General features: G+C 65.6%; 14 protein-coding genes. 10 read left to right on the top strand and 4 right to left on the bottom strand.

Annotation, left to right across the window (positions count from 1 at the left end):
* The first annotated feature begins 358 nt into the window (after positions 1–358).
* A complete protein-coding gene (locus tag OU994_RS27755; RefSeq protein ID WP_281608531.1) occupies positions 359–3,982 on the top strand; it encodes a PEP-CTERM sorting domain-containing protein in 3,624 nt (1,207 codons plus the stop codon).
* Between the two features lie 81 nt (positions 3,983–4,063).
* Here OU994_RS27755 and OU994_RS27750 read toward each other — a convergent pair whose 3' ends face one another.
* On the bottom strand, positions 4,064–5,005 hold the full coding sequence (locus tag OU994_RS27750) for a LysR family transcriptional regulator (protein ID WP_373922634.1): 942 nt from the start codon (positions 5,003–5,005) through the stop codon (positions 4,064–4,066).
* A gap of 140 nt (positions 5,006–5,145) precedes the next feature.
* Between OU994_RS27750 and OU994_RS27745 the strand changes: the two genes are divergently transcribed.
* From OU994_RS27745 to OU994_RS27705, 9 genes are all read left to right on the top strand, one after another.
* Positions 5,146–6,312 carry a mandelate racemase/muconate lactonizing enzyme family protein gene (locus tag OU994_RS27745; RefSeq protein WP_281608529.1) on the top strand — a complete coding sequence of 389 codons (1,167 nt, stop codon included), beginning with the start codon at positions 5,146–5,148 and terminating at the stop codon, positions 6,310–6,312.
* Positions 6,313–6,478: 166 nt separating this feature from the next.
* Entirely contained in the window at positions 6,479–7,816 is a 1,338-nt protein-coding gene (gene dctA, locus OU994_RS27740) for a C4-dicarboxylate transporter DctA (RefSeq protein WP_281608528.1), read from the top strand.
* 564 nt (positions 7,817–8,380) lie between these two features.
* Positions 8,381–9,580, top strand: coding sequence for a GGDEF domain-containing protein (locus OU994_RS27735; RefSeq protein ID WP_229420685.1), 1,200 nt, complete (start codon positions 8,381–8,383; stop codon positions 9,578–9,580).
* A 256-nt stretch (positions 9,581–9,836) separates the two neighbouring features.
* Positions 9,837–10,508 carry a cytochrome c gene (locus OU994_RS27730; RefSeq protein ID WP_373922633.1) on the top strand — a complete coding sequence of 224 codons (672 nt, stop codon included), beginning with the start codon at positions 9,837–9,839 and terminating at the stop codon, positions 10,506–10,508.
* A gap of 75 nt (positions 10,509–10,583) precedes the next feature.
* Positions 10,584–11,828, top strand: coding sequence for a cytochrome c (locus tag OU994_RS27725; protein WP_281611740.1), 1,245 nt, complete (start codon positions 10,584–10,586; stop codon positions 11,826–11,828).
* An 8-nt stretch (positions 11,829–11,836) separates the two neighbouring features.
* On the top strand, positions 11,837–12,007 hold the full coding sequence (locus tag OU994_RS27720; RefSeq protein WP_281608527.1) for a hypothetical protein: 171 nt from the start codon (positions 11,837–11,839) through the stop codon (positions 12,005–12,007).
* Between the two features lies 1 nt (position 12,008).
* Positions 12,009–12,575, top strand: coding sequence for a cytochrome C oxidase subunit II (locus OU994_RS27715; RefSeq protein WP_281608526.1), 567 nt, complete (start codon positions 12,009–12,011; stop codon positions 12,573–12,575).
* 25 nt (positions 12,576–12,600) lie between these two features.
* Positions 12,601–14,202 (top strand): b(o/a)3-type cytochrome-c oxidase subunit 1, encoded by a 1,602-nt coding sequence (locus tag OU994_RS27710; protein WP_281611739.1) that lies wholly within the window; start codon positions 12,601–12,603, stop codon positions 14,200–14,202.
* Positions 14,199–14,984 carry a c-type cytochrome gene (locus tag OU994_RS27705; protein ID WP_281608525.1) on the top strand — a complete coding sequence of 262 codons (786 nt, stop codon included), beginning with the start codon at positions 14,199–14,201 and terminating at the stop codon, positions 14,982–14,984. Before OU994_RS27710 ends, OU994_RS27705 begins: the two co-directional genes overlap by 4 nt.
* 63 nt (positions 14,985–15,047) lie before the next feature.
* On the opposite strand, the gene OU994_RS27700 is transcribed toward OU994_RS27705, so the two are convergent.
* The 3 genes from OU994_RS27700 to OU994_RS27690 all read right to left on the bottom strand — a co-directional run bounded on the left by OU994_RS27700 (position 15,048) and on the right by OU994_RS27690 (position 19,046).
* Entirely contained in the window at positions 15,048–15,302 is a 255-nt protein-coding gene (locus OU994_RS27700; RefSeq protein ID WP_281608524.1) for a hypothetical protein, read from the bottom strand.
* A gap of 61 nt (positions 15,303–15,363) precedes the next feature.
* Positions 15,364–16,848: a virulence factor gene (locus tag OU994_RS27695; RefSeq protein WP_281608523.1), complete on the bottom strand. Its 1,485-nt coding sequence runs from the start codon at positions 16,846–16,848 to the stop codon at positions 15,364–15,366.
* 2 nt (positions 16,849–16,850) lie between these two features.
* Complete coding sequence (locus tag OU994_RS27690; RefSeq protein WP_281608522.1) at positions 16,851–19,046, bottom strand: DUF3274 domain-containing protein; 2,196 nt, start codon at positions 19,044–19,046, stop codon at positions 16,851–16,853.
* Between the last annotated feature and the right edge of the window lie 61 nt (positions 19,047–19,107).

Here is a 19,107-nt window from a genome sequence, read left to right as displayed (position 1 = left end):
GTCCGATGTCGCGGCAGCGGCTGTCGCACGAACGACCTGGCCTTGGGGCGGGTGACCAGACTTTATTCAGCGCGGATTCAGGCCCTTCAAAGGACTTTCAGGCCGCTCGATCCGATAATCTTCGAACATCGAGCCCCGCCGCCAACGTCGTGCCACCCCGGCCGTGCTGATCCTCGGTGGTACTCGCGACAGCACACCCAGCGGACAGCAGGTGTTCGGCGCAACTTGCCCGGCGCCGGCGCTGCGACGGCAGCACCCCATGCGGCATGTCACGTTACTGCTCAAACCGAAGGGGTTCGCCATGCACCCGTCTTCCTGCCTGCATTCCGTCCAGACTTGCGCACGGCGGCTTGCGCCGTTGCTGCTTTCCCTGGCCATCAGCGAGGCCTATGCGGTTGAAACGACCGGTGCGCCCGGCACGCCCGGCACTCCCGGGGCGGTCCCTGGCGCGGCCGGCACGGCGGGAGGACCCGGCCAGCCCACGGTGGCGGTCGCCGGCCCGGACAACAGCCCTGTCAATACGGCCAACGCCACGGGCGGCGCCGGTGGCCAGGGCGGCGATGGCGCTGCCGGCAACGCAGGGCAGGATGGTGGCGCTGCCGGGGCCGGCGGTGCAGGCGGCGCCGCAAGCGCGACTGCGGCGGCACAGCCCGTCTCTGGCGCCGCGACGGCGAATGCCGGGGCCATCGGCGGGAACGGTGGCGCCGCCGGCATCCCTGGTGCCGGTGGCACGGGTGCGGCGGCGGGTGCCGGCGCGGCGGGCGGCAACGGCGGCGACGCCAGTGCGCTGGCCGATGCCCAGGGGCAGGGCGATGGCGATGCGGTGGCGCAAGCGATGGCCATCGGTGGCGATGGCGGCAGCGCGTCGGGCGCCGGTATCGCCGGGCTGGCCGGCGCGGCGACGGCAGCGGCCAGCGGCAGCGGTGCCGGGGCCACCGTGAACATCGCGGCGGAAGCGGTCGGCGGCAAGGGCGGGAACGGTGCCGCCGGCGGGCAGGCCACGGCCAGCGCGACCGGCAGCTCGGCCGGCTCGGGCGACAGCCTGTTGTCGGTCGCGGTCACCCAGCGCGGCGGCGCGGGCGGCGGCGTGCCCGGCACCGGATCGGGCAACGGCGGCGCGGGCGCGGCCTCCAGCGCGATCGATGCCGTCAGCGGCAGCACCAGCGGCAAACTTTATCTGGGCCAGACCGCCATCGGCGGCAACGGTGGGGCCGCCTTCACCGGCAATGGTGGCGCGGGCGGCGCGGCGCTGTCGCGCCTGACCCTTGCCAATACCGGCGGCGCCAGCGAGTTGCAGCTCGCTCTCAACGCCCGCGGCGGCCATGGCGGCGACGCCACCTCCAGCGGCAATGGCGGCCGGGGCGGCGATGCGCATGCCGGGCACACGGCCGGTACCTCCATGACTTATCTCAACAGTACACTCGAGGCCACCGGTGGCCGGGGCGGCGCCACGGGCAGCGGCCAGGCAGGCGCGGGCGGCGATGCCAGCACGATGCTGGCGCTGACGCTGACCGACTCGCAGAACGGGTTGCGGGCCAGGAGCGCGGCCCGCGGCGGCGATGGCGGCATCCAGACTGGTGTTGGTGACCAGGCGGGCCGCGCTGGTGCCGGCGGCAACGCGGATGCCGCGCTGACGATCACCGGCATGCAGAACATGGATGGCTCGGTGAGCGCGCAGGGTGGCAACGGCGGCACCGGCCGCAGCCGGGGCAATGGTGCCGATGGCGGCGCGGCGACCTCGAGCGCCACGGCATCGCTGAGCTATCCCGGTGCATTGGAACTGTCGGGCAGCGCCACGGGCGGCAACGGGGCCGCGGGCTCGGGCAGCGGCAACCGCGGCGGCGCCGGCGGTGCGGCGACTACCACCGTGAGAGCCACGGGTGACGGCAATATGGTAGTCGCCGCCACGGTCGTGGGAGGCGATGGCGGTGCGGGCAGCAGTGGCGCGGATGGTGGCGCGGGCCGCGGCGTCACGCTGGTCGACAACGCCCGCGGCGGCACCAGTGGCGCCCTGACGGTCCAGCTGAACGGTCGCGGTGGCCGCGGTGGCGACAGCGCCGATGGCATGGCCGGCGAGGCCGGTATTGCCGACGTTACGCTGACAAACGCCAGCGGCGCGGGTGAAGGCCTGGGACTGGTAGCGACGGCAACCGGTGGTGCCGGCGGCAACGCTGGCGGCGGCGGTGCTTCCGCCGGCGTCGGCACGGCCACTGCGGGAGCGCTGGGCACGGCCACGATCCAGGGCTCGACGGAGCGCTCCATGAGTGCGAGGGCGGAGGGGTACGGCGGCAATGGCGGCAGCCATCTGTCGGGCAACGGTGCCAGGGGCGGGCAGGGCCAGGCCAGCAGCACTGCGACCAGTACCGGCGGCAGCAATGGCTACATCACCAGTATCGCCAGCGCCAGCGGCGGTGCCGGCGGCAATGGCAGCGGCAGCGGCAACCAGGCCGGGGCGGGCGGCGGTGCCGGCGCGGTCGCCAGGGGCGTCAGCGGCGGGGAAGAAGTTTTCGTCAGTGCCAGGGCGACCGGCGGGACCGGCGGCTTCGGGCAGCAGGGCGCGGCGGGCGGTATCGGTGGGGCGGCGGTGTTGACCGATGCCGTCGGGGGCATCGGCGGCGGCGTGCTGAGACTCGAGCAGAACGCCTTTGGCGGCCAGGGCGGCGGCAGCGAGGATGGCTTCGCCGCCCCCGGCGGCCTGGCAAGTTCCCGTCTGACACTGTCCGACAACCGTGCGGCCTACGCCGTAAGCGCCATCGTGGGCGCCTATGGCGGCGCCGGCGGCCAGGGCTCCGGTTCGGCCACGGCGGGAGCGGGCGGCGGGGCCGATGCCATGCTGGCGATGCTGTCGACAGCATCCGACGCCGTTGGCAATGTGACCGCACTTGGCGGTGCCGGTGGCGACAGTGCCGCCGGCAGTCACGGCATGGGTGGCGACGCCCGTGCCCGCGGTTCCGCCGAGTCCAACATGGGCGCGACCAGCGCGGTCTCGGCAGGCGGCGGCGCCGGCTACCTCGGCCTGGCCGATGGCGGCCGTGCCGACGCCGTCAGCCATGCCACCGCCGCCGGGGAAGCGCAGGCGACGAGCCAGGCGCGTGGCGGCACCGGATCCCTGCTGGGCAATGCTTCATCGCTGGCCGAAGCGCGCTCCACCACGGCCAGCGGCAGCAGCCTGGCAAGCGCCGAAGCGGTTGGCCTGCAGGCGGATGCCACCGCCCGTTCCTGGGGGCAGGGCGCGGCCAGCAACTATGCCTATGCCACCGCCACGGGCGAATCGGGCGCCGCGGTGTCGTCCAGCAGCGCGATCGGTCCAGCCGGCGTGCTTGTCGAGACCCGGGCCGGCGCACCCACGGGCAGCACGGCGCGCACGGCCACGTCCTCGAACGTGGGAGGCGACAGTTACGGACTGATGGGGCCGGCATCGGGATACCAGGCGCTTTCCTATGCCATCGCCGCACCCGGCGCCGGCACGGTCGCCAATGAACTGGCTGGCGCGCCGGCCGTTGCCGCGGCACTGGCGGGCAGCCGGGTGGCCGGCATCGGCACCATGGCCAGCAGTTACGCCGCCGACGCTGTGCCGGGTAACAGCTATACCTACATTACGGCGGCGAACTTCGTGTTTGCCACCGACCTGCAGGGGCACCTGACCCTCGGTTTGCTTGGTTCGCTCTCGGATGCCGCCGGGTTCACGGAACTGGAACTGGCCGTCACCAGTCACGGTACCGAAGTGTTTTCGCGGACGTTTACCAGCGTCGAGGAAGCGCAGCTGTTCTTCGATGACCAGACCTACGTGCTGGGCATGCTGGCTGCCGGCAACCAGGACCTGCTGGTCTCGGCCGGCTTCACGCTGGCCGAGCCCGGCGGGTTCGGCTTCGGGTACGCGATCGGCGTGGCGGCCATACCGGAGCCAGGCACGTGGATGATGCTGCTGGCGGGGTTGGGCGTCGTGGTGGTGTATCGCCGCAGCGGCCGCAGGCCATCATGAGCGCCCGGCCGGATCCCGGCTTTCCGTAGCGGGAAAACGGAGCCAGCAGAGCCAGCAGAGCCAGCAGAGCCAGCAGAGCCTTTACGGCTGGCCCTTGCGCGAGCGCCTGGCGGGTTTTACATGCCCCTGGACGCTGCCGCCCCGGCCGTCGAGCGCCGTCCTGAAATGGTCGGCGAGGAAATCGATGAATGCGCGCGCGCGGACCGGCAGGTTGCGGCGTTCCGGGTAATAGACATACAGGTCCGCCGACGGCAGCTTGAAATCCGGCAGCACGATGCGCAGGCGCCCGCTGTCGAGATACCGGGCCAGGTCCCACTCGGAGCGGATCAGGATGCCGTGCCCATCCAGGGCCCAGCCCAGCACGATATCGCCGTCATTGCTGGACAACATGCCGTGCACCTTCACCACTTCGCTGTGGTCGTGGTGCAGGAAGCGCCAGATCCCGTAGGCATCGTCATTCTGCCGGTGGATGATGCACCGGTGCGCGGCCAGGTCGGCCAGCACCGTCGGCGTTCCGTGGCTTTCCAGGTAGGCCGGCGAGGCGCACAGGAAGCGCCGGTTCGACATGATGCGGCGCGCATTGAGCCGCTTGTCGGGCAAGTCGCCGAAGCGCACGGCGAGGTCGAACCCGCTCTCCACCAGGTCCACCGGCCGGTCGGTTACTTCGACCAGTACCTCCACTTCCGGGTAGCGCTTCGCGAACTCGGACACCAGCGGCGCAATGGTGGTGCGGCCGAAGTTCAGGGTCGCATTGACCCGCAGCAGGCCGCGGGGCACCGCGCGCCCCTGCGAGACGACATCTTCCATCTCCTTCACGTCGGCCAGGATGCGCGTGGCGTGCTGCAGGTAGGTTTCCCCTTCGCTCGTCAGGCTGAGGCTGCGCGTGGTGCGGTTCAGCAGCCGCACGCCCAGCCGGGCCTCCAGTGTCGCCAGGCGCTTGGTGGCCGCCGGCGGCGTCAGGTCCACGGCCCGGGCCGCGGCCGCCAGGCTGCCGAGCCGGGCGATCAGGACAAAGAACTGCATGTCCGAGGTCGGATCATTCTTCACTTGTTTTCACTTTTGAAATCAATCCCGGGAAATTATAAGACGTCGTTTCGCCATTAACCTGTGACTTCCCCATACCTGTCGCAGCCAGAGTGAAGCGACGCTTCCAGGAGACTTTCATGAGAATCGTAGAAATCCGCGAACAAACCCTCCCCATCAGCTCGCCGATCCGCAATGCGTACATCGACTTCAGCAAGATGACCCTGAGCCTGGTCGCCGTGATCACCGACGTGATCCGCGACGGCAAGCCGGTGATCGGCTACGGCTTCAATTCGAACGGCCGCTACGGCCAGGGCAAGCTGATGCGCGAGCGCTTCATCCCGCGCATCATGGAAGCCGACCCGGCTTCGCTGGTCGACGATGCCGGCACCAACCTCGACCCGCACAAGATCTGGAACTGCATGTTCACCAACGAGAAGCCGGGCGGCCACGGCGAGCGGTCGGTGGCGATCGGCACCATCGACATGGCGGTGTGGGACGCGGTAGCCAAGATCGAAGGCAAGCCGCTGTTCCAGCTGCTGGCCGACCGCTACGGCAACGGCAAGCCGGACCGCAAGATCTTCGTGTACGCGGCTGGCGGCTATTACTACCCGGGCCAGGACCACCAGAAGCTGAAGGACGAGATGCGCAGCTACATCGACCGCGGCTACACGGTGGTCAAGAAAAAGATCGGCGGCGCCTCGCTGGACGAAGACCTGCGCCGCATCGATTCGATCCTGTCCGTGCTGGGCGATGGCCAGAAACTGGCGGTGGACGCCAACGGCCGCTTCGACCTCGATACGGCCATCCAGTATGCCAAGGCGCTGTCGCAATACGACCTGTTCTGGTACGAGGAGCCGGGCGACCCGCTGGACTTCGAGCTGCAGGCCACCCTGCGCAACTACTACAAGAACCCGATGGCCACCGGCGAAGACCTGTTCTCGATGCAGGATGCGCGCAACCTGATCCGCTACGGCGGCATGCGCGCCGACCGCGACTGGCTGCAGTTCGATTGCGCGCTGTCGTACGGCCTGGTGGAATACCTGCGCACGCTCGACATGCTGCGCGAGCACGGCTGGTCGCCGAGCCGCTGCATCCCGCACGGCGGCCACCAGATGTCGCTGAACATCGCGGCCGGCCTGGGCCTGGGCGGCAACGAATCCTACCCGGACCTGTTCCAGCCGTTCGGCGGCTTCCCCGACGGCGTGGCGGTCGACAACGGCTACATCACCATGCCGGACCTGCCTGGCATCGGCTTCGAAGGCAAGGCGGACCTGTTCGCCGAAATGCAGAAGCTGTCGGCGTAGGTTCCCGCGCGCCAGGCGACCGGCAACGCCTCCGCAGAGAGGCGCGGTCCGCCGGCAATGAATCCAGGACAGTGACCATCGCAGCCGCCAACGCGCGCCTGCGGCGGTCCCGCTCGTCCATTGGTAGTCCGGAAGGCAGTACGACAATTCGCAACAGGAGACAGCCATGCGATCCACCTTCATCGGAAAGTCCCTTTCCAAGCTCTACGTCCAGGTCCTGATTGCCATCGTGGCCGGCATCGCGCTGGGCCACTTCATGCCCGACCTCGGGGCCCAGCTGAAACCCCTGGGCGACCTCTTCATCAAGCTGATCAAGATGCTGCTGGCGCCGATCATCTTCGCCTCCATCGTGGTCGGCATCGCCCGCATGAACAATGTGCACGAAGCGGGCCGCGTCGGCATCAAGGCGGTGCTGTATTTCGAGGTCGCCTCCACGCTCGCGCTGGCCATCGGACTGGTCGTCGTCAACGTCTTCCAGCCCGGTGTCGGGATGAATATCGACCCCGCGCACATCGACGGTTCATCGGTCGAGACCTACGCCAAGCGGGCGGAACAGCAGGGCGGCGCATTCGATTTCATCCTGAACATGGTGCCGAACAGCGTGGTGGGGGCGTTCGCCGCCGGCGAAATGCTGCCGATCATCTTCTTCTCGCTGCTGTTCGCCATCGCGCTGGCCCGCGCCGGCAAGCCGGTCGAGCCGTTCGTCGACATGCTCGACCAGTTCCTGCAGGGGATGTTCGGCGTCGTTCGCATCGCCATGTATGTTGCGCCGCTGGGGGCCTTCGGCGGCATGGCCTTCACCGTGGGCAAATACGGTATCGGCACGCTGGCTTCCTTCGGACAGCTGATCCTGTGCCTGTACCTGACCTCCGCCGTCTTCATCGTGGTGGGGCTGGGCATCGTCATGCGCGCGTGCGGCCTGTCGCTGTTCAAGTTCATGCGCTATATCAAGGACGAGCTGCTGGTCACGCTCGGCACCGCGTCGACCGAGGCGGTGCTGCCGCAAATGCTCGTCAAGCTGGAAAAGCTGGGCATTCCCAAGCCCGTCGTTGGGCTGGTACTGCCGACCGGCTATGCCTTCAATGCCGATGGCACGGCGATCTACCTGACGATGGCATCGATCTTCATCGCCCAGGCCATGAACATCGACCTGACGCTGTGGGACCAGCTGGTGCTGCTCGGCGTGCTGCTGTTCACCTCGAAAGGCTCGGCCGGTGTCGCCGGTGCCGGCTTCGTCGCACTGGCGGCCACGCTGGCCTCGATGCACAAGATTCCGGTCGAAGGGCTGGTGCTGCTGCTCGGTGTCGACCGCTTCCTGAACGAAGCCCGCGCGGTGACGAACCTGGTGGGCAACGGCGTCGCCACGGTGGTGGTGGCGCGCTGGGAGAAGGCCATCGACATGCGGCAGGCCAGGGCCGTTCTCGATCGCGGCGCGGCATTCGGCGAGGAGCAGCCGGTACCGGTGCTGGAACCGGTCGCGCCGATCGTGCAGATGCAGAAGTAAGCCGCGTCGCTACCTGTGCCGGGTACGTTGCGGCGTCAGGTACGTGCAGTTCGCTATTTGAGCATGCGCCACGAGTTCGCGTGGCGCTGCATCGTCGACATGTTGGCGCGGCTGATGTCGGTATCGGCGTTGACCGGGACGACAGCAGGCGGTGAACCTGCGTTGCCTGTGCAGACATTGCAGTCAATATTCGACCGCGCTTCCCGAGCCGCGGTCTTTTTTTTTCTGGCGCGGTCCGCGCGAAGCTCCTTTCCCGGACGTCGTCACCTCCACTCGCGGTTGCTGGTTTGTGCACCTGCGGGCAGTGCGGCGAGGAATAGTGCAATTATGCAACTATTATTGTATCGTTATCAAAATAATAAATTTCTCTTGCGGCATGATTTTTGCTAAAATGCAAATTGGTGAGATTACCTTTGCACATTCGTGCCCGGCGTCGTCGAAGCTGTCGTAATTTCATTACAAATATCTGCCGTGGGTGACTATTAGTGAGAAATGTCTTCAGGGATACGTTTACAATATCCCCCGTTTACCCGCTTGGCGGGCTCATCAGTATCAGGAGGAGACGTGTCACCCCCGGTTCATGACGCGGCGTTCGCGATCTCCCGCCTCTCGGCAGAATTCACCGACAGGACGATCGAAGCGCATTTCAGCCATCACCTGCTGCCGCAGACCAAGGAACAGCTGCGCACCACGCTGCTGTTCTGTGCCGCCGTTTACCTCGTCTTTGCAATCACCGACGTGCTGGCGCTGGGACTTTCGCCGCTGTCGCTGATGCTGTTCGGCTGCCGTGCCGCGGTCGCCGTGGTGGCTGTCGCCAGTTGCGTCACCAATCACCTGCATCCGCATTCGGTCGGCCGGGTCTACCTGACGGCAAGCGTCACCGAGATCGTCGGCATGCTGGCCTTCGCGCCGATCGTGCTGGCAAGGCCGGCCGAGCTATCCTGGCACGCGATGTCGATGGGGCTGATGGTACTCGTGGTGTACCTGTACATTCCGAACCGGCTGCTGTACGCGCTGGCCATCGGCGTGATCTCCACGCTCGTGTTCATCGCCGTTGCGCTGGTCACGGGCCGCCTGACCGGGCAGGAGCAGCTGACGATGGTCATGCTGCTGTCGCTGGCGAACTGCTTCGGCTTCATCGCCGCGCGCCGCTACAACATCATCCGGCGCGAGGAGTTCCGCGTGCAGTCGGTGCTGAAGAACCTTTCCGAGCGCGATCCGCTGACGGGGTGCCACAACCGGCGCTACCTGCAGCAGGAGCTGCTGAACATGGAGCTGTCGCGGGCGCGCCGCTTCCGCCTCAGCGTCGCCGTGATCGCCTGCGACATCGATTACTTCAAGTCCGTCAACGACACCTATGGCCACGCGGCGGGCGACCGGGTACTGGTGGCATTCGCCACGCTGCTGCGCGGGATGATCCGGGAGAACGTGGATAACCTGATCCGCTTCGGCGGCGAGGAATTCCTGCTGGTGCTGCCCGAAACCGACCTGGCCGGCGCAGTGCACCTGGCCGAGCGGATGCGCGCCGCGCTGTCCACCATGACCACCGAGACCACGCCCGGCAAGTCGGTCGGCGTGACGGCCAGCTTCGGCGTCACCTCGGTCAACTTCGCCAACGTCGCCGCCCGCTTCCCGCAGGAAGCCGTCATCGAGCTGGCCGACCAGCTGCTGTACGCCGCCAAGCGCGACGGCCGCAACACCGTCAAGGCGCTGGAATTCTACGGCCGGCCCGGCCTGCACGTGGCCAGCCGGGCGGTCGGCTGAAGCCTGCCGATAGCCGCTCCCTCGGTCGTGGAGAGGAGACGAATGCGCCTGGCCGCCGCTGCGGGCGGAGTGTCGCGCACGCGCCAATACAGCGCGTGGCCTTTTACCACACTGTGCTACCGTATCGATAACTTTTCCAGCCAGCCCCGGTAACAGGTTCTCCTGTTGCCGCAGGAAGGAGGTCGTTGTCGTGGACAGCATTCGTTCGGCCGTTTCAGGATTCCGGCGGGTCGTCGTGGCGGCCGCCGTTGCCGCGTTGCTTGCACCCGGTGCAGCTGGCGCGCAGCCCCAACCGGCCGCCGAGCGCCTGCCCGACACGATGGAAGAGCGCGTGCGCGCCTGCATCGGCTGCCACGGTGTCCAGGGCAGGGGTGTCGAGAACGTTTATTTCCCCCGCCTCGCCGGGAAGCCCGCCGGCTACCTGTATCACCAGCTGGTGGCCTTCCGCGACGGCCGGCGCAAGTACCTGCCGATGAACTACATGCTGGCCTACCTGCCCGACGGCTACCTGATGAAGATGGCGGAATACTTCGCGCAGCAGGACCCGCCACCGCTGCGGCAACCGGCCGTGAACCGGCCCGCGCAGCAACTGGTGGATGGTCGGCGCATCGTCAACGAAGGTATCCCGGGGCGCAAGATCCCGGCCTGTGCCACCTGCCATGGCACCGGGCTGGCGGGGCGCGAACCCGGCATTCCCGGCCTGCTCGGGCTGCGCGCCGATTACGTGAGCGCGCAGCTCGGCGCCTGGCGTTACGGCTTGCGCACCGCGATCGCGCCGGACTGCATGCAGGTCATCGCCGCCAGCCTCACCGAGCCGGAAGTGGCCGCCGTGTCGGCCTGGCTCGCCTCGCTGCCCGTCGATCCCGGCGTGCGGCCCGCCAGGGCCGCGAAGGTGGCGCTGCCCATGGCTTGCGGCAGTCATCGCTAGGAGCCCGCCATGCGCCTGATTCGCGTCCATCCCGCTTTCGCCTTTGTCGTGCCGCCCTTGCTGCTGCTGGGTGGAATGCTCGCGCTGCCGCAACTGGCCGCCCAGTCGCGAGCGCCCGCCGTGCAGCGCCCCGCCGCCACGCAGCCGGCGCAGTCGGCGCTGATCGAGCGCGGCAAATACCTGGCCCAGGCCGGCGACTGCATCGCCTGCCATACGGTCCCCGGTGCCAAGATCTTTTCCGGCAACCGTCCCATGCCCACGCCGTTCGGCACGCTGTTCGCGCCGAACATCACACCCGATCCGGAAACGGGCATCGGCCGCTGGACTGCCGAAGAGTTCTACCAGATGATGCACACGGGCCGCGGCCGCGACGGCAAGCTGCTGTATCCCGCCATGCCCTTCGCCAGCTACACGAAGGTCACGCGCGCGGACTGCGATGCGATTTTCGCCTACCTGCGCTCGGTGCCGCCGGTGCGCCTGGTCACGCGCGAGCACGACCTGCGCTTCCCGTACAACAACCGCAACCTGCTGATCGGCTGGCGCACGCTGTATTTCCAGGAAGGCGAGTACCAGCCAAACCGCGCGAAATCGGCCGAATGGAACCGCGGCGCCTACCTGGTGGAAGGCCTGGGGCACTGTGCGATGTGCCATACGCCGATCAACGCGCTGGGCGGCTCGTCGCAGCAGGAAGCGTTCCGCGGCGGCTTGATCCCGATGCAGAACTGGTATGCGCCGTCGCTCACGTCGAACAAGGAGGCAGGCCTGGGCAACTGGGCGCTGAAGGACATCATGGACCTGCTGCAGGTGGGCGTCTCGAACCGCGGCACGGTCTACGGGCCGATGGCGGAAGTCACCTACAACAGCCTGCAGCACATGACGGACGACGACATCCGCGCCATGGCCGTTTACCTGAAAAGCCTGCCGAGCGACGAGCCGCCGCGCCCGGCGCCGACCAACGCGCCGCTGCGCGCGGACGCCAACCAGATGTTTTCGGAAGGCCGCCGCATCTATGCCGACAAGTGCGCCAGCTGCCACGGTGCGGAAGGAAAGGGCAAGCTGCCGCATTACCCGCCGCTGGCCAACAACCAGTCGATCATCATGACATCGGCCGTGAATCCGGTGCGGATGGTGCTCAATGGCGGCTACCCGCCCGGTACGAAGAAGAACCCGATGCCGTACGGAATGCCGCCGTTCGCGCACGAGCTGTCGGATGGCGAGATCGCCGCCGTCGTCACCTACATCCGCAATGCGTGGGGCAACCGCGCCGGCGCCGTCGGCACCCGCGATGTCAATGCGCTGCGTTCCGCCACCATCGAGTAGGAGAAAGCATGTTCGTCGAACCTTCGGACTCACGGGAACCCGACCAGCAGCGTGTCGAAGCGATCGTGGCGCAAGGTCCACGCGGCGCGTTCGCCGTCGCCGGCACGGCGGTGGCCATCGTGCTGGCCATCTGGCTGGCGTTCTACCTGCTCGTATTCGTTGCGCGCGGAGGAGCCTGAGATGGCCGCGCAGGATTCCCATGGCGCTCACGCGCATGCCGTCGCGGCCAGGGCGGAAACGCGCTGGGCCTGGATCGTCGGCGCCATCATCGTCTTCCTGACCGGCATGATGGCGTACATGAGCCTTCACTGGATCACGATGCCGGCGCAGCGCATGGAAACCATCGATCCGGCCACGCTGCACCTGTCCGGCGAATTCGTCGAAGCCAACCTGGGTTCCGCGCGCGAACCGAATGGCTCGGTGACGGTGCGCCTGCTGGCCAGCCAGTATGCATTCACGCCGCAGTGCGTTCTGGTGCCGAAGGATACGCCGGTGCTCATCCGCGGCACCAGTTCCGATGTGGTGCACGGCTTCTCGATCAGCGAAACCAATGTCAACGTGATGCTGGCGCCCGGCTACATTTCCACGTTCAGCGCCAGGTTCCACCGCACCGGCGACTTCGTCATGCCGTGCCATGAGTTCTGCGGCATCGGCCACGCGGCGATGTGGGCGCGCGTGAAGGTGGTCGAGCAGCAGGAGTTCGACAGGGCCATGGCCAACGGGAGGGCGAGCTGTGTCAAGCGTTGAATTCAGCCCGGATACCCGGCGCCTGGTGTTGTGGCACTTCTGGATCGCGTTCGTCGCGTTCTTCATCGCCCTGGTGCTGGGCGAATGGCAGATGTACATCCGCAGTCCGCTGCGCGACTGGATCGGCAACCCCGAGCTGTACTACCGTTCGGTGACCGCGCATGGTTCGGCGATGGGCTACGTGTTCCCTACGCTGGTGGCGATGGGGTTCGGCTATGCGATCGTGGAACTGTCGCTCAAACAATCATTGATCGGCAGGCGCTGGGCGTGGGCCGGCTTCGGCCTGGTGGTCGTGGGCACCATCACGGCGATGATACCCGTATCGATGGGCCTGGCCTCGGTGCTGTACACGTTCTATCCGCCGCTGATCGGCAACCCGTTCTACTATATCGGCGTGGTGCTCGTGGTGGTCGGATCATGGATCTGGGTGGCACTGATGTCGGTGAACCTGCGCGCCTGGCGCAAGGCGCACCCCGGCGCCGTGGTGCCGCTGCCGATGTTCGCCAACGTGGCCGGCGCCTACCTGTGGGCCTGGACATCGCTCGGCGCGGCGATCGAAATCCTGTTCCAGATCCTGCCGGTCGCGCTGGGTTTCAGGCATACCATCGATGCCGGGCTGGCGCGGGTATTCTTCTCGTGGACCCTGCATGCGATCGTCTACTTCTGGCTGATGCCGGCATACATCGCGTTCTACACACTGGTGCCGCGCGCCATCGGCGGCCGGCTGTACAGCGACACGATGGCGCGCCTGTCGTTCATCCTGTTCCTCGTGTTCTCGATGCCGATCGGGGTGCACCACCTGTTCCAGGATCCGCAAGTGGGTTCCGGCGTGAAGTTCCTGCACGCCGTGTTTACCGGCCTCGTCTCGGTGCCGACCCTGCTGACGATCTTCACGATCACCGCCTCGGTGGAAATCGCCGGCCGGCTGCGCGGCGGCACCGGCGCGATCGGCTGGGTAAAGCGCCTGCCGTGGCATAACCCGATGATGCTGGCGGTGGCATTCTCCTTCATCATGCTGGGCTTTGGCGGGGCAGGGGGCCTGATCAACATGAGCTACCAGCTCGACTTCGCCATCCACAACACGCAATGGATCACCGGCCACTTCCACCTGATCTTTGGCGGTGCGATCGTGATCATGTACTTTGCGGTGGCCTACGACCTGTGGCCGCACCTCACCGGCCGCGAGCTGAAGAACGGCAGGGCGATGCGCTGGCAGCTGTGGCTGTGGTTCGTGGGCATGATCGTGCTCACGTTCCCATGGCACGTGGTCGGCATCCTCGGCATGCCGCGCCGCATGGCCTATTTCGACTACAGCGATCCGCACATCGCTCCCCAGGCCATCACCGTGATCATCACGTTCATCGGCGGCCTGCTGCTGGTGATATCGGGCCTGCTGTTCCTGCTGGTGCTGGCGCGCGGACACCGCAGTTCGCTCGTGGAGCTGCCTGAATTCACGTTCAGCCAAACCGTCCACGCCGAGCGCACGCCGGCCGCCCTGAACGGCTATGCGATATGGCTGGCACTGATGATCGGGCTGTCGGTCGTCAACTACGGCTTCCCGATCATGCAGCTGATGGCGCTGCCGCAGACTTCCGTGCCGGCGGTGCCGATCGGGAGCCAGCCATGAACGCCGAAAAATCGTTCTCCCTCAAGAACCGGTGGTTCACCGGCAGCGTGCTCGCGCTGCTGGCCATCGCACTGGTTTCGGCGCTGGTCGGCTTCGTGTGGATACCGCGCGCACAAGCCCGCGATGCGATGGTGAGCCTGTGGGAATCGATCTGCCGCGCCGCCGGTGCACCTGGCCAGTACTACACTCCCGCGCTGGAGGAAACGGGGCGCCGCTCCAGCAACGTGATCGTGATGGCGCAAATGATGGCGCCTGCCGACAGCGCGTCGATCGGCCGCGGCGCCACGCTGGCGATGCGCTGCACGATGTGCCATGGCGCGCGCGGCATGAGTCCCGCCGGCTCGCCGCACCTGGCTGGCCAGCCCGCCGCCGCCACCTACAAGCAACTGCGCGACTACAAGTCGGACCACCGCGCCAGCGCCATCATGCGCCCACTGGTCGAAGAACTATCCGATGAGAACATGCGCGACCTGGCTGCGTATTACGCCTACCTGCCCCGCGAACGGCTCTCCGACCCGATCGACCAGCACACGCCGCGCCTGGTGCGCAACGGCGACCCGATGCGCAACGTGGGTGCCTGCGCATCCTGCCATGCGATCGAAGTGAAGAAGCCGGCATCGCCCTGGCTCGACGGCTTGCCCGAATCGTACCTGCACCAGCAGTTGCTGGCGTTCCGCGACGGCACGCGGCGCAACGATGTCAATGCCCAGATGAGGAATGCGGTGCGCAACCTGAGCGACCAGGAGGTGGCGGAGCTGGCGCGGTACTATGCGGGCAAGTGAGCCAACGAATCGGCGCGGCGAACTGGCGCCGGTCGCCGCAGCGTCGCTGTCATTGCACCGCTGTCACTGCATGGCCTGCCTATCCAGCGTGTAGCTGATGCGGGCTTCGTCCGACCAGCCCGTGTGGTCCAGTTGCGGCGGCTTTGACTGCGAGCCTTGCAGCACCAGGCGCCGTTCGCCTTCCTCGATCGTCACCGTATCGTATTTCCCGGCCGGCGCATCGGCCTTGGTGACCTGCAGCTTCTTGCAGATGTCCAGCCCGAACAGGCTGGCCATGCCGAACACCGTGCGGATCTTCAGGCTCTCGGTCTTGATCATCGCCATCTGCGCCGCGCACGCCAGCCGCAGGTCATGGATGGTGGTTGGAATGTTGATGCCCTCACTCGGAATACCCCTGCATGAATGCCTCCGCATCGTGCCGCAAGCCCCACCACATCAGATAGGCGGCAGCTTCGCTTCGTGCGCGGAACCATGGCACCTCATGATCGATGGGCCGCACTTTCTCGGGTGGCACGACCAGCACCGCCGTTGGTCTGGACAGATCCGAGGTGCCGGCCACCAGCACGTTCTTGCCGAGGTGGTTGGCGTATGCAATGCCGAGTGCCACGTTCGTTAGCGCCGTGCCCGCGCCCATTTCACCCAGCAGTGCGGGGGTGTTGAAGCTCTGCTTGCCGAAGTCGAGTTCCGGCACTTCCATCGTCAACGTTTGCGCCAGGTTGCCGAGGCGATCCGGCGAATCCTGGTGGGTATTGTTGGCATCGTGGATCGTGTAGCCGATGTCAATCGGTTCCTTTCCCGCGTTGGCCGCTGCCGTCATCACCGTTGCTTGCCATGCCTGGACGGGACGTGACGGCAGCCCCTTCTTCGCCTCGAAATCAGCCGCACTGCGGCTGGCGGGATGACCGATCCAGGCGAGGGCGTTGCGCCCGGTTTTGTAGCTGGGGCCGGCGAGGACGAGAAGGACCATGTTTTCGTTGATTTGCTCATCCTTCGGCGGGAAATTCGGCGCATCCCAATTCATCGCCCATACCGTTTCGTCTGGATGGGCTTGCAGGTAGTCGAGCGCAGCGGAGAGAGAAGTAAAGCCGGCGTTGGGGCCCCCCATGTGCACATGTACGTCAGGCGGGGTACTGCGCGACCAAGTCGTGGGGAAGTGGAGATTTCCAATGTTGAACAAACCCGCAATGCGTTCGCGTAGGTAATTCTTTGCTTCCTCCGGATCGAGCCTGCCTTCCGGTAGCGCGTACTCGACATGAATACCAGCCAACTCTCGCCACGTCGATTTGTCTTCGGTCGAATGGGCGTTGTAGAAATACGTCGAGTATTTGAAGTATGGTCCGAAAAGCGGCAAGGTTAGTTCTTTCAGATACTTATGATGAAATCCCTTGAACGTCTCTCTGCCGTCGTTCCCGGCTGCAATTGGGCCGACCGCCTGCAGCACTGAATATTTCTTGGGTTTGGCTTCGACCATGTCGTCGGCCTTGTTGGGCTTTGCCAGACCGAGCGTCCACAGCAGCTGCCATTCGGTTGGATAATCGCGTCGCTGCAAAGGATTCAGCCACTGGACGCCGACTACTTGCGCCATGAATGGTTTAGCATGGGACGGCAACGGCTCGACAGCGGCTACAGAAGAAGTCGCGGCAATCGAAGCAGGGGCGTTCTTGCAGGCGGTCAGCAGAGAAAAAGAAGCAATGGCTGCAAGTACACCTAACGAAACGAAGCGGATCATGGTGTCTCCATCAGATAGAGGCCGGATGGGTTCAAAATTAGCTTGCCGAATGTAATAGATCGCCCCGATCGCGAAGATAGCTATCAAAAAGGCGTATATAAGTCGGCGGAAATGTATTGAACGTCGTGCTTTCATTCTCAGTCTCCGGGTAGCGGTATGGGGGTAGGGGCAGGATTTTCTCGGCGATCATCGATCTTCTCAGGCATGCTGCCTTCACTACCAGCTGTGCCTACCCATTTGGGAAGTGACACGTTGTCCAATGTGCCGCTTTCAAAATATTCGGACAGCGGTATCTGTTCATTGTCGTCCGGTAGCCCTTTGCTCAACCGCCAGTCCGCCGCCATACGCAACTCATGCAACTCCGTCGTTGGAATCACGCACATCCCCACCGCCACGTCATAAGCTAGCGCCTTTTCCGCATGTTCCGGATTGGTCATGATGGTGGAGTGGTCCGTGGCGTTGGCATCCAGGTTGGCCGCCATGTTGGTCTTGATGTGCTGGTCGCGCCATTCCTTGTGTTCCTTCGACACGCTGCCACCCATCATTTCACCCTCGATGCGCTCGTCGTTCCTGGCGCGCTTTTCCCGTTTCGCCTGCATGCGCAGAAAACCGCGATCTTCGTAGCGCATCCGTGCCTCGCTGTTCCTGTCACCCTTGCCGGCATCGGTGGCTTCGCGCGGCGACTCGCCGTCGCGTGCGTCGATCGGCGTGACAACGGCGTAGGGGTCGTCCGCCTCGCGTTCGCGGCCAGGGTCGCGGTCATGGCCGGGAACGTCATAGTGCTGGTCGAAACCGGCGATCTGGCCAAAACGTATGCTCGCTGGGAAAAATGGAGGCGTCAGCTCCGGCGCGTCGACCGGGATACTCCACTTCTTGTCCGGCAGCGCGTTCACGCGCATGGTAACGACCTTCGTCGCGGAGATCATCAGTGGCGCAGTCAGGAACGTCATGATCCACCCGAAGCAATCGCGACTGGAGAGCAGGCCTTTTGAAACGGAGTAACTGGCCGCCGGCGAGCGCGGTATCCAGAAACCATCACTGCCTTTTTCCGGCTTGGCATAGTGGTTGTCCCAGTAGTGATAAGGTCCCTTCCTGCCTATCTCGTGCCCTTGCGCGAATACGCGCTGGCAAAATACGCCCGTCCCGCCGGTGGCATCGATTTCCTGCGCGCTCATGCCGCGCCAGCCGATACCCTGCACGCTCAATGCCGAAATGACCTGGTCATGCGGGCAGCAATACAGCGTGACGCGGCCGCAGGTGCGCGGACGGATGCCATACCCATACGCCATCCGGTCCGCCTGGATATCGAAACCGCGCCGCTTGTTGGCCATGTACTCATCGATGCTTGCGGCACTCTGCTCGGTGGAAGCCTGGCCGCGGATGATGTCGAAGAACGCCCGCATGGTATTGATGCGTGCATCGAGCGTGACGCGTCCCGACCCACCGTGCCGGTCCTCCATGTGGCTTTCGGTCCAGTTCTCGGTAAGGTTCTTGTCGAGAAGGCTGTAAGGCGGATTGCACAGCACATAATTGTCCGCCACGCAGCGCCCCGTCTTGCCGGAGCGATCGGGCACATTTTTCATTCGGTCGCCCAGGAACGCTGCCGCCATGGCGACCATATTGCCCTGGCTGTGGCAAACGATCGTGATGGGTACGTCGGCCTGCCGTTCGCGGATCGACTTGATCAACTTCGCCAGCCTCAACGCCGCCACCACGAAGTAAGGACGGGGCGGGCAGGAGTACACGTTGCGATTGTTGACGGGATTGAGGTGCTGCACGTGCAGCCAGAGGAACAGCTTTTCGGACAGGCCTGCGCTCCACAGGTCCGACAAGGCCGTGCAGCCATTGGCGAATGGACCGCCACCCCAGTAGTCCTTTTCGTTCAGGTGGATCGAATCGCCGTAATCCTGCAGTTCCTTCGCGCTGGCCTTGTAACCCCAGCGGAAGCGAATGACGGGGGTGAACTGGTCATCGTTGCCGATAAAATTCTTGAAGGACCGGTCCGGATTGATGAAACCATCGTCCGTGAGTTCCGGCAGGTAGGTGCCCGGCGTGATCTGGCCGCCTTCCACAGTCGGATGGGCCATGTCCCCGTCCCGCCGCTTCAGGCGGGCATTGAGTCCCTCGCACAATCCCTGCTCGGTCTGTTCGTACCATTCGCCGTCCGAATTCACGCCATGAACGAAGATGACGATGCCGGGAAGCGGCATGCGCAGTATCACCTTGAGGTGGCGGTCCTTCAAGAGCGTTATGCCGGTCTTCCCGGCGAGTAGTGCTTCCCTTGGGTCGTTGGCTGGAGAGCCGGGAAAGGTAGGATTGCTCTGGTCGCTCATCGGGGCTCCATAATGTCATCGGCATCCTATAGATGCCTATGAGAAACATTACGCGAGCCCC

Origin of the sequence: Pseudoduganella sp. SL102, assembly GCF_027856995.1 — a bacterium.
GTDB classification, from domain to species: Bacteria; Pseudomonadota; Gammaproteobacteria; order Burkholderiales; family Burkholderiaceae_D; genus Rugamonas; species Rugamonas albidiflava.
This window is presented reverse-complemented; position numbering and strand designations above follow the sequence as displayed.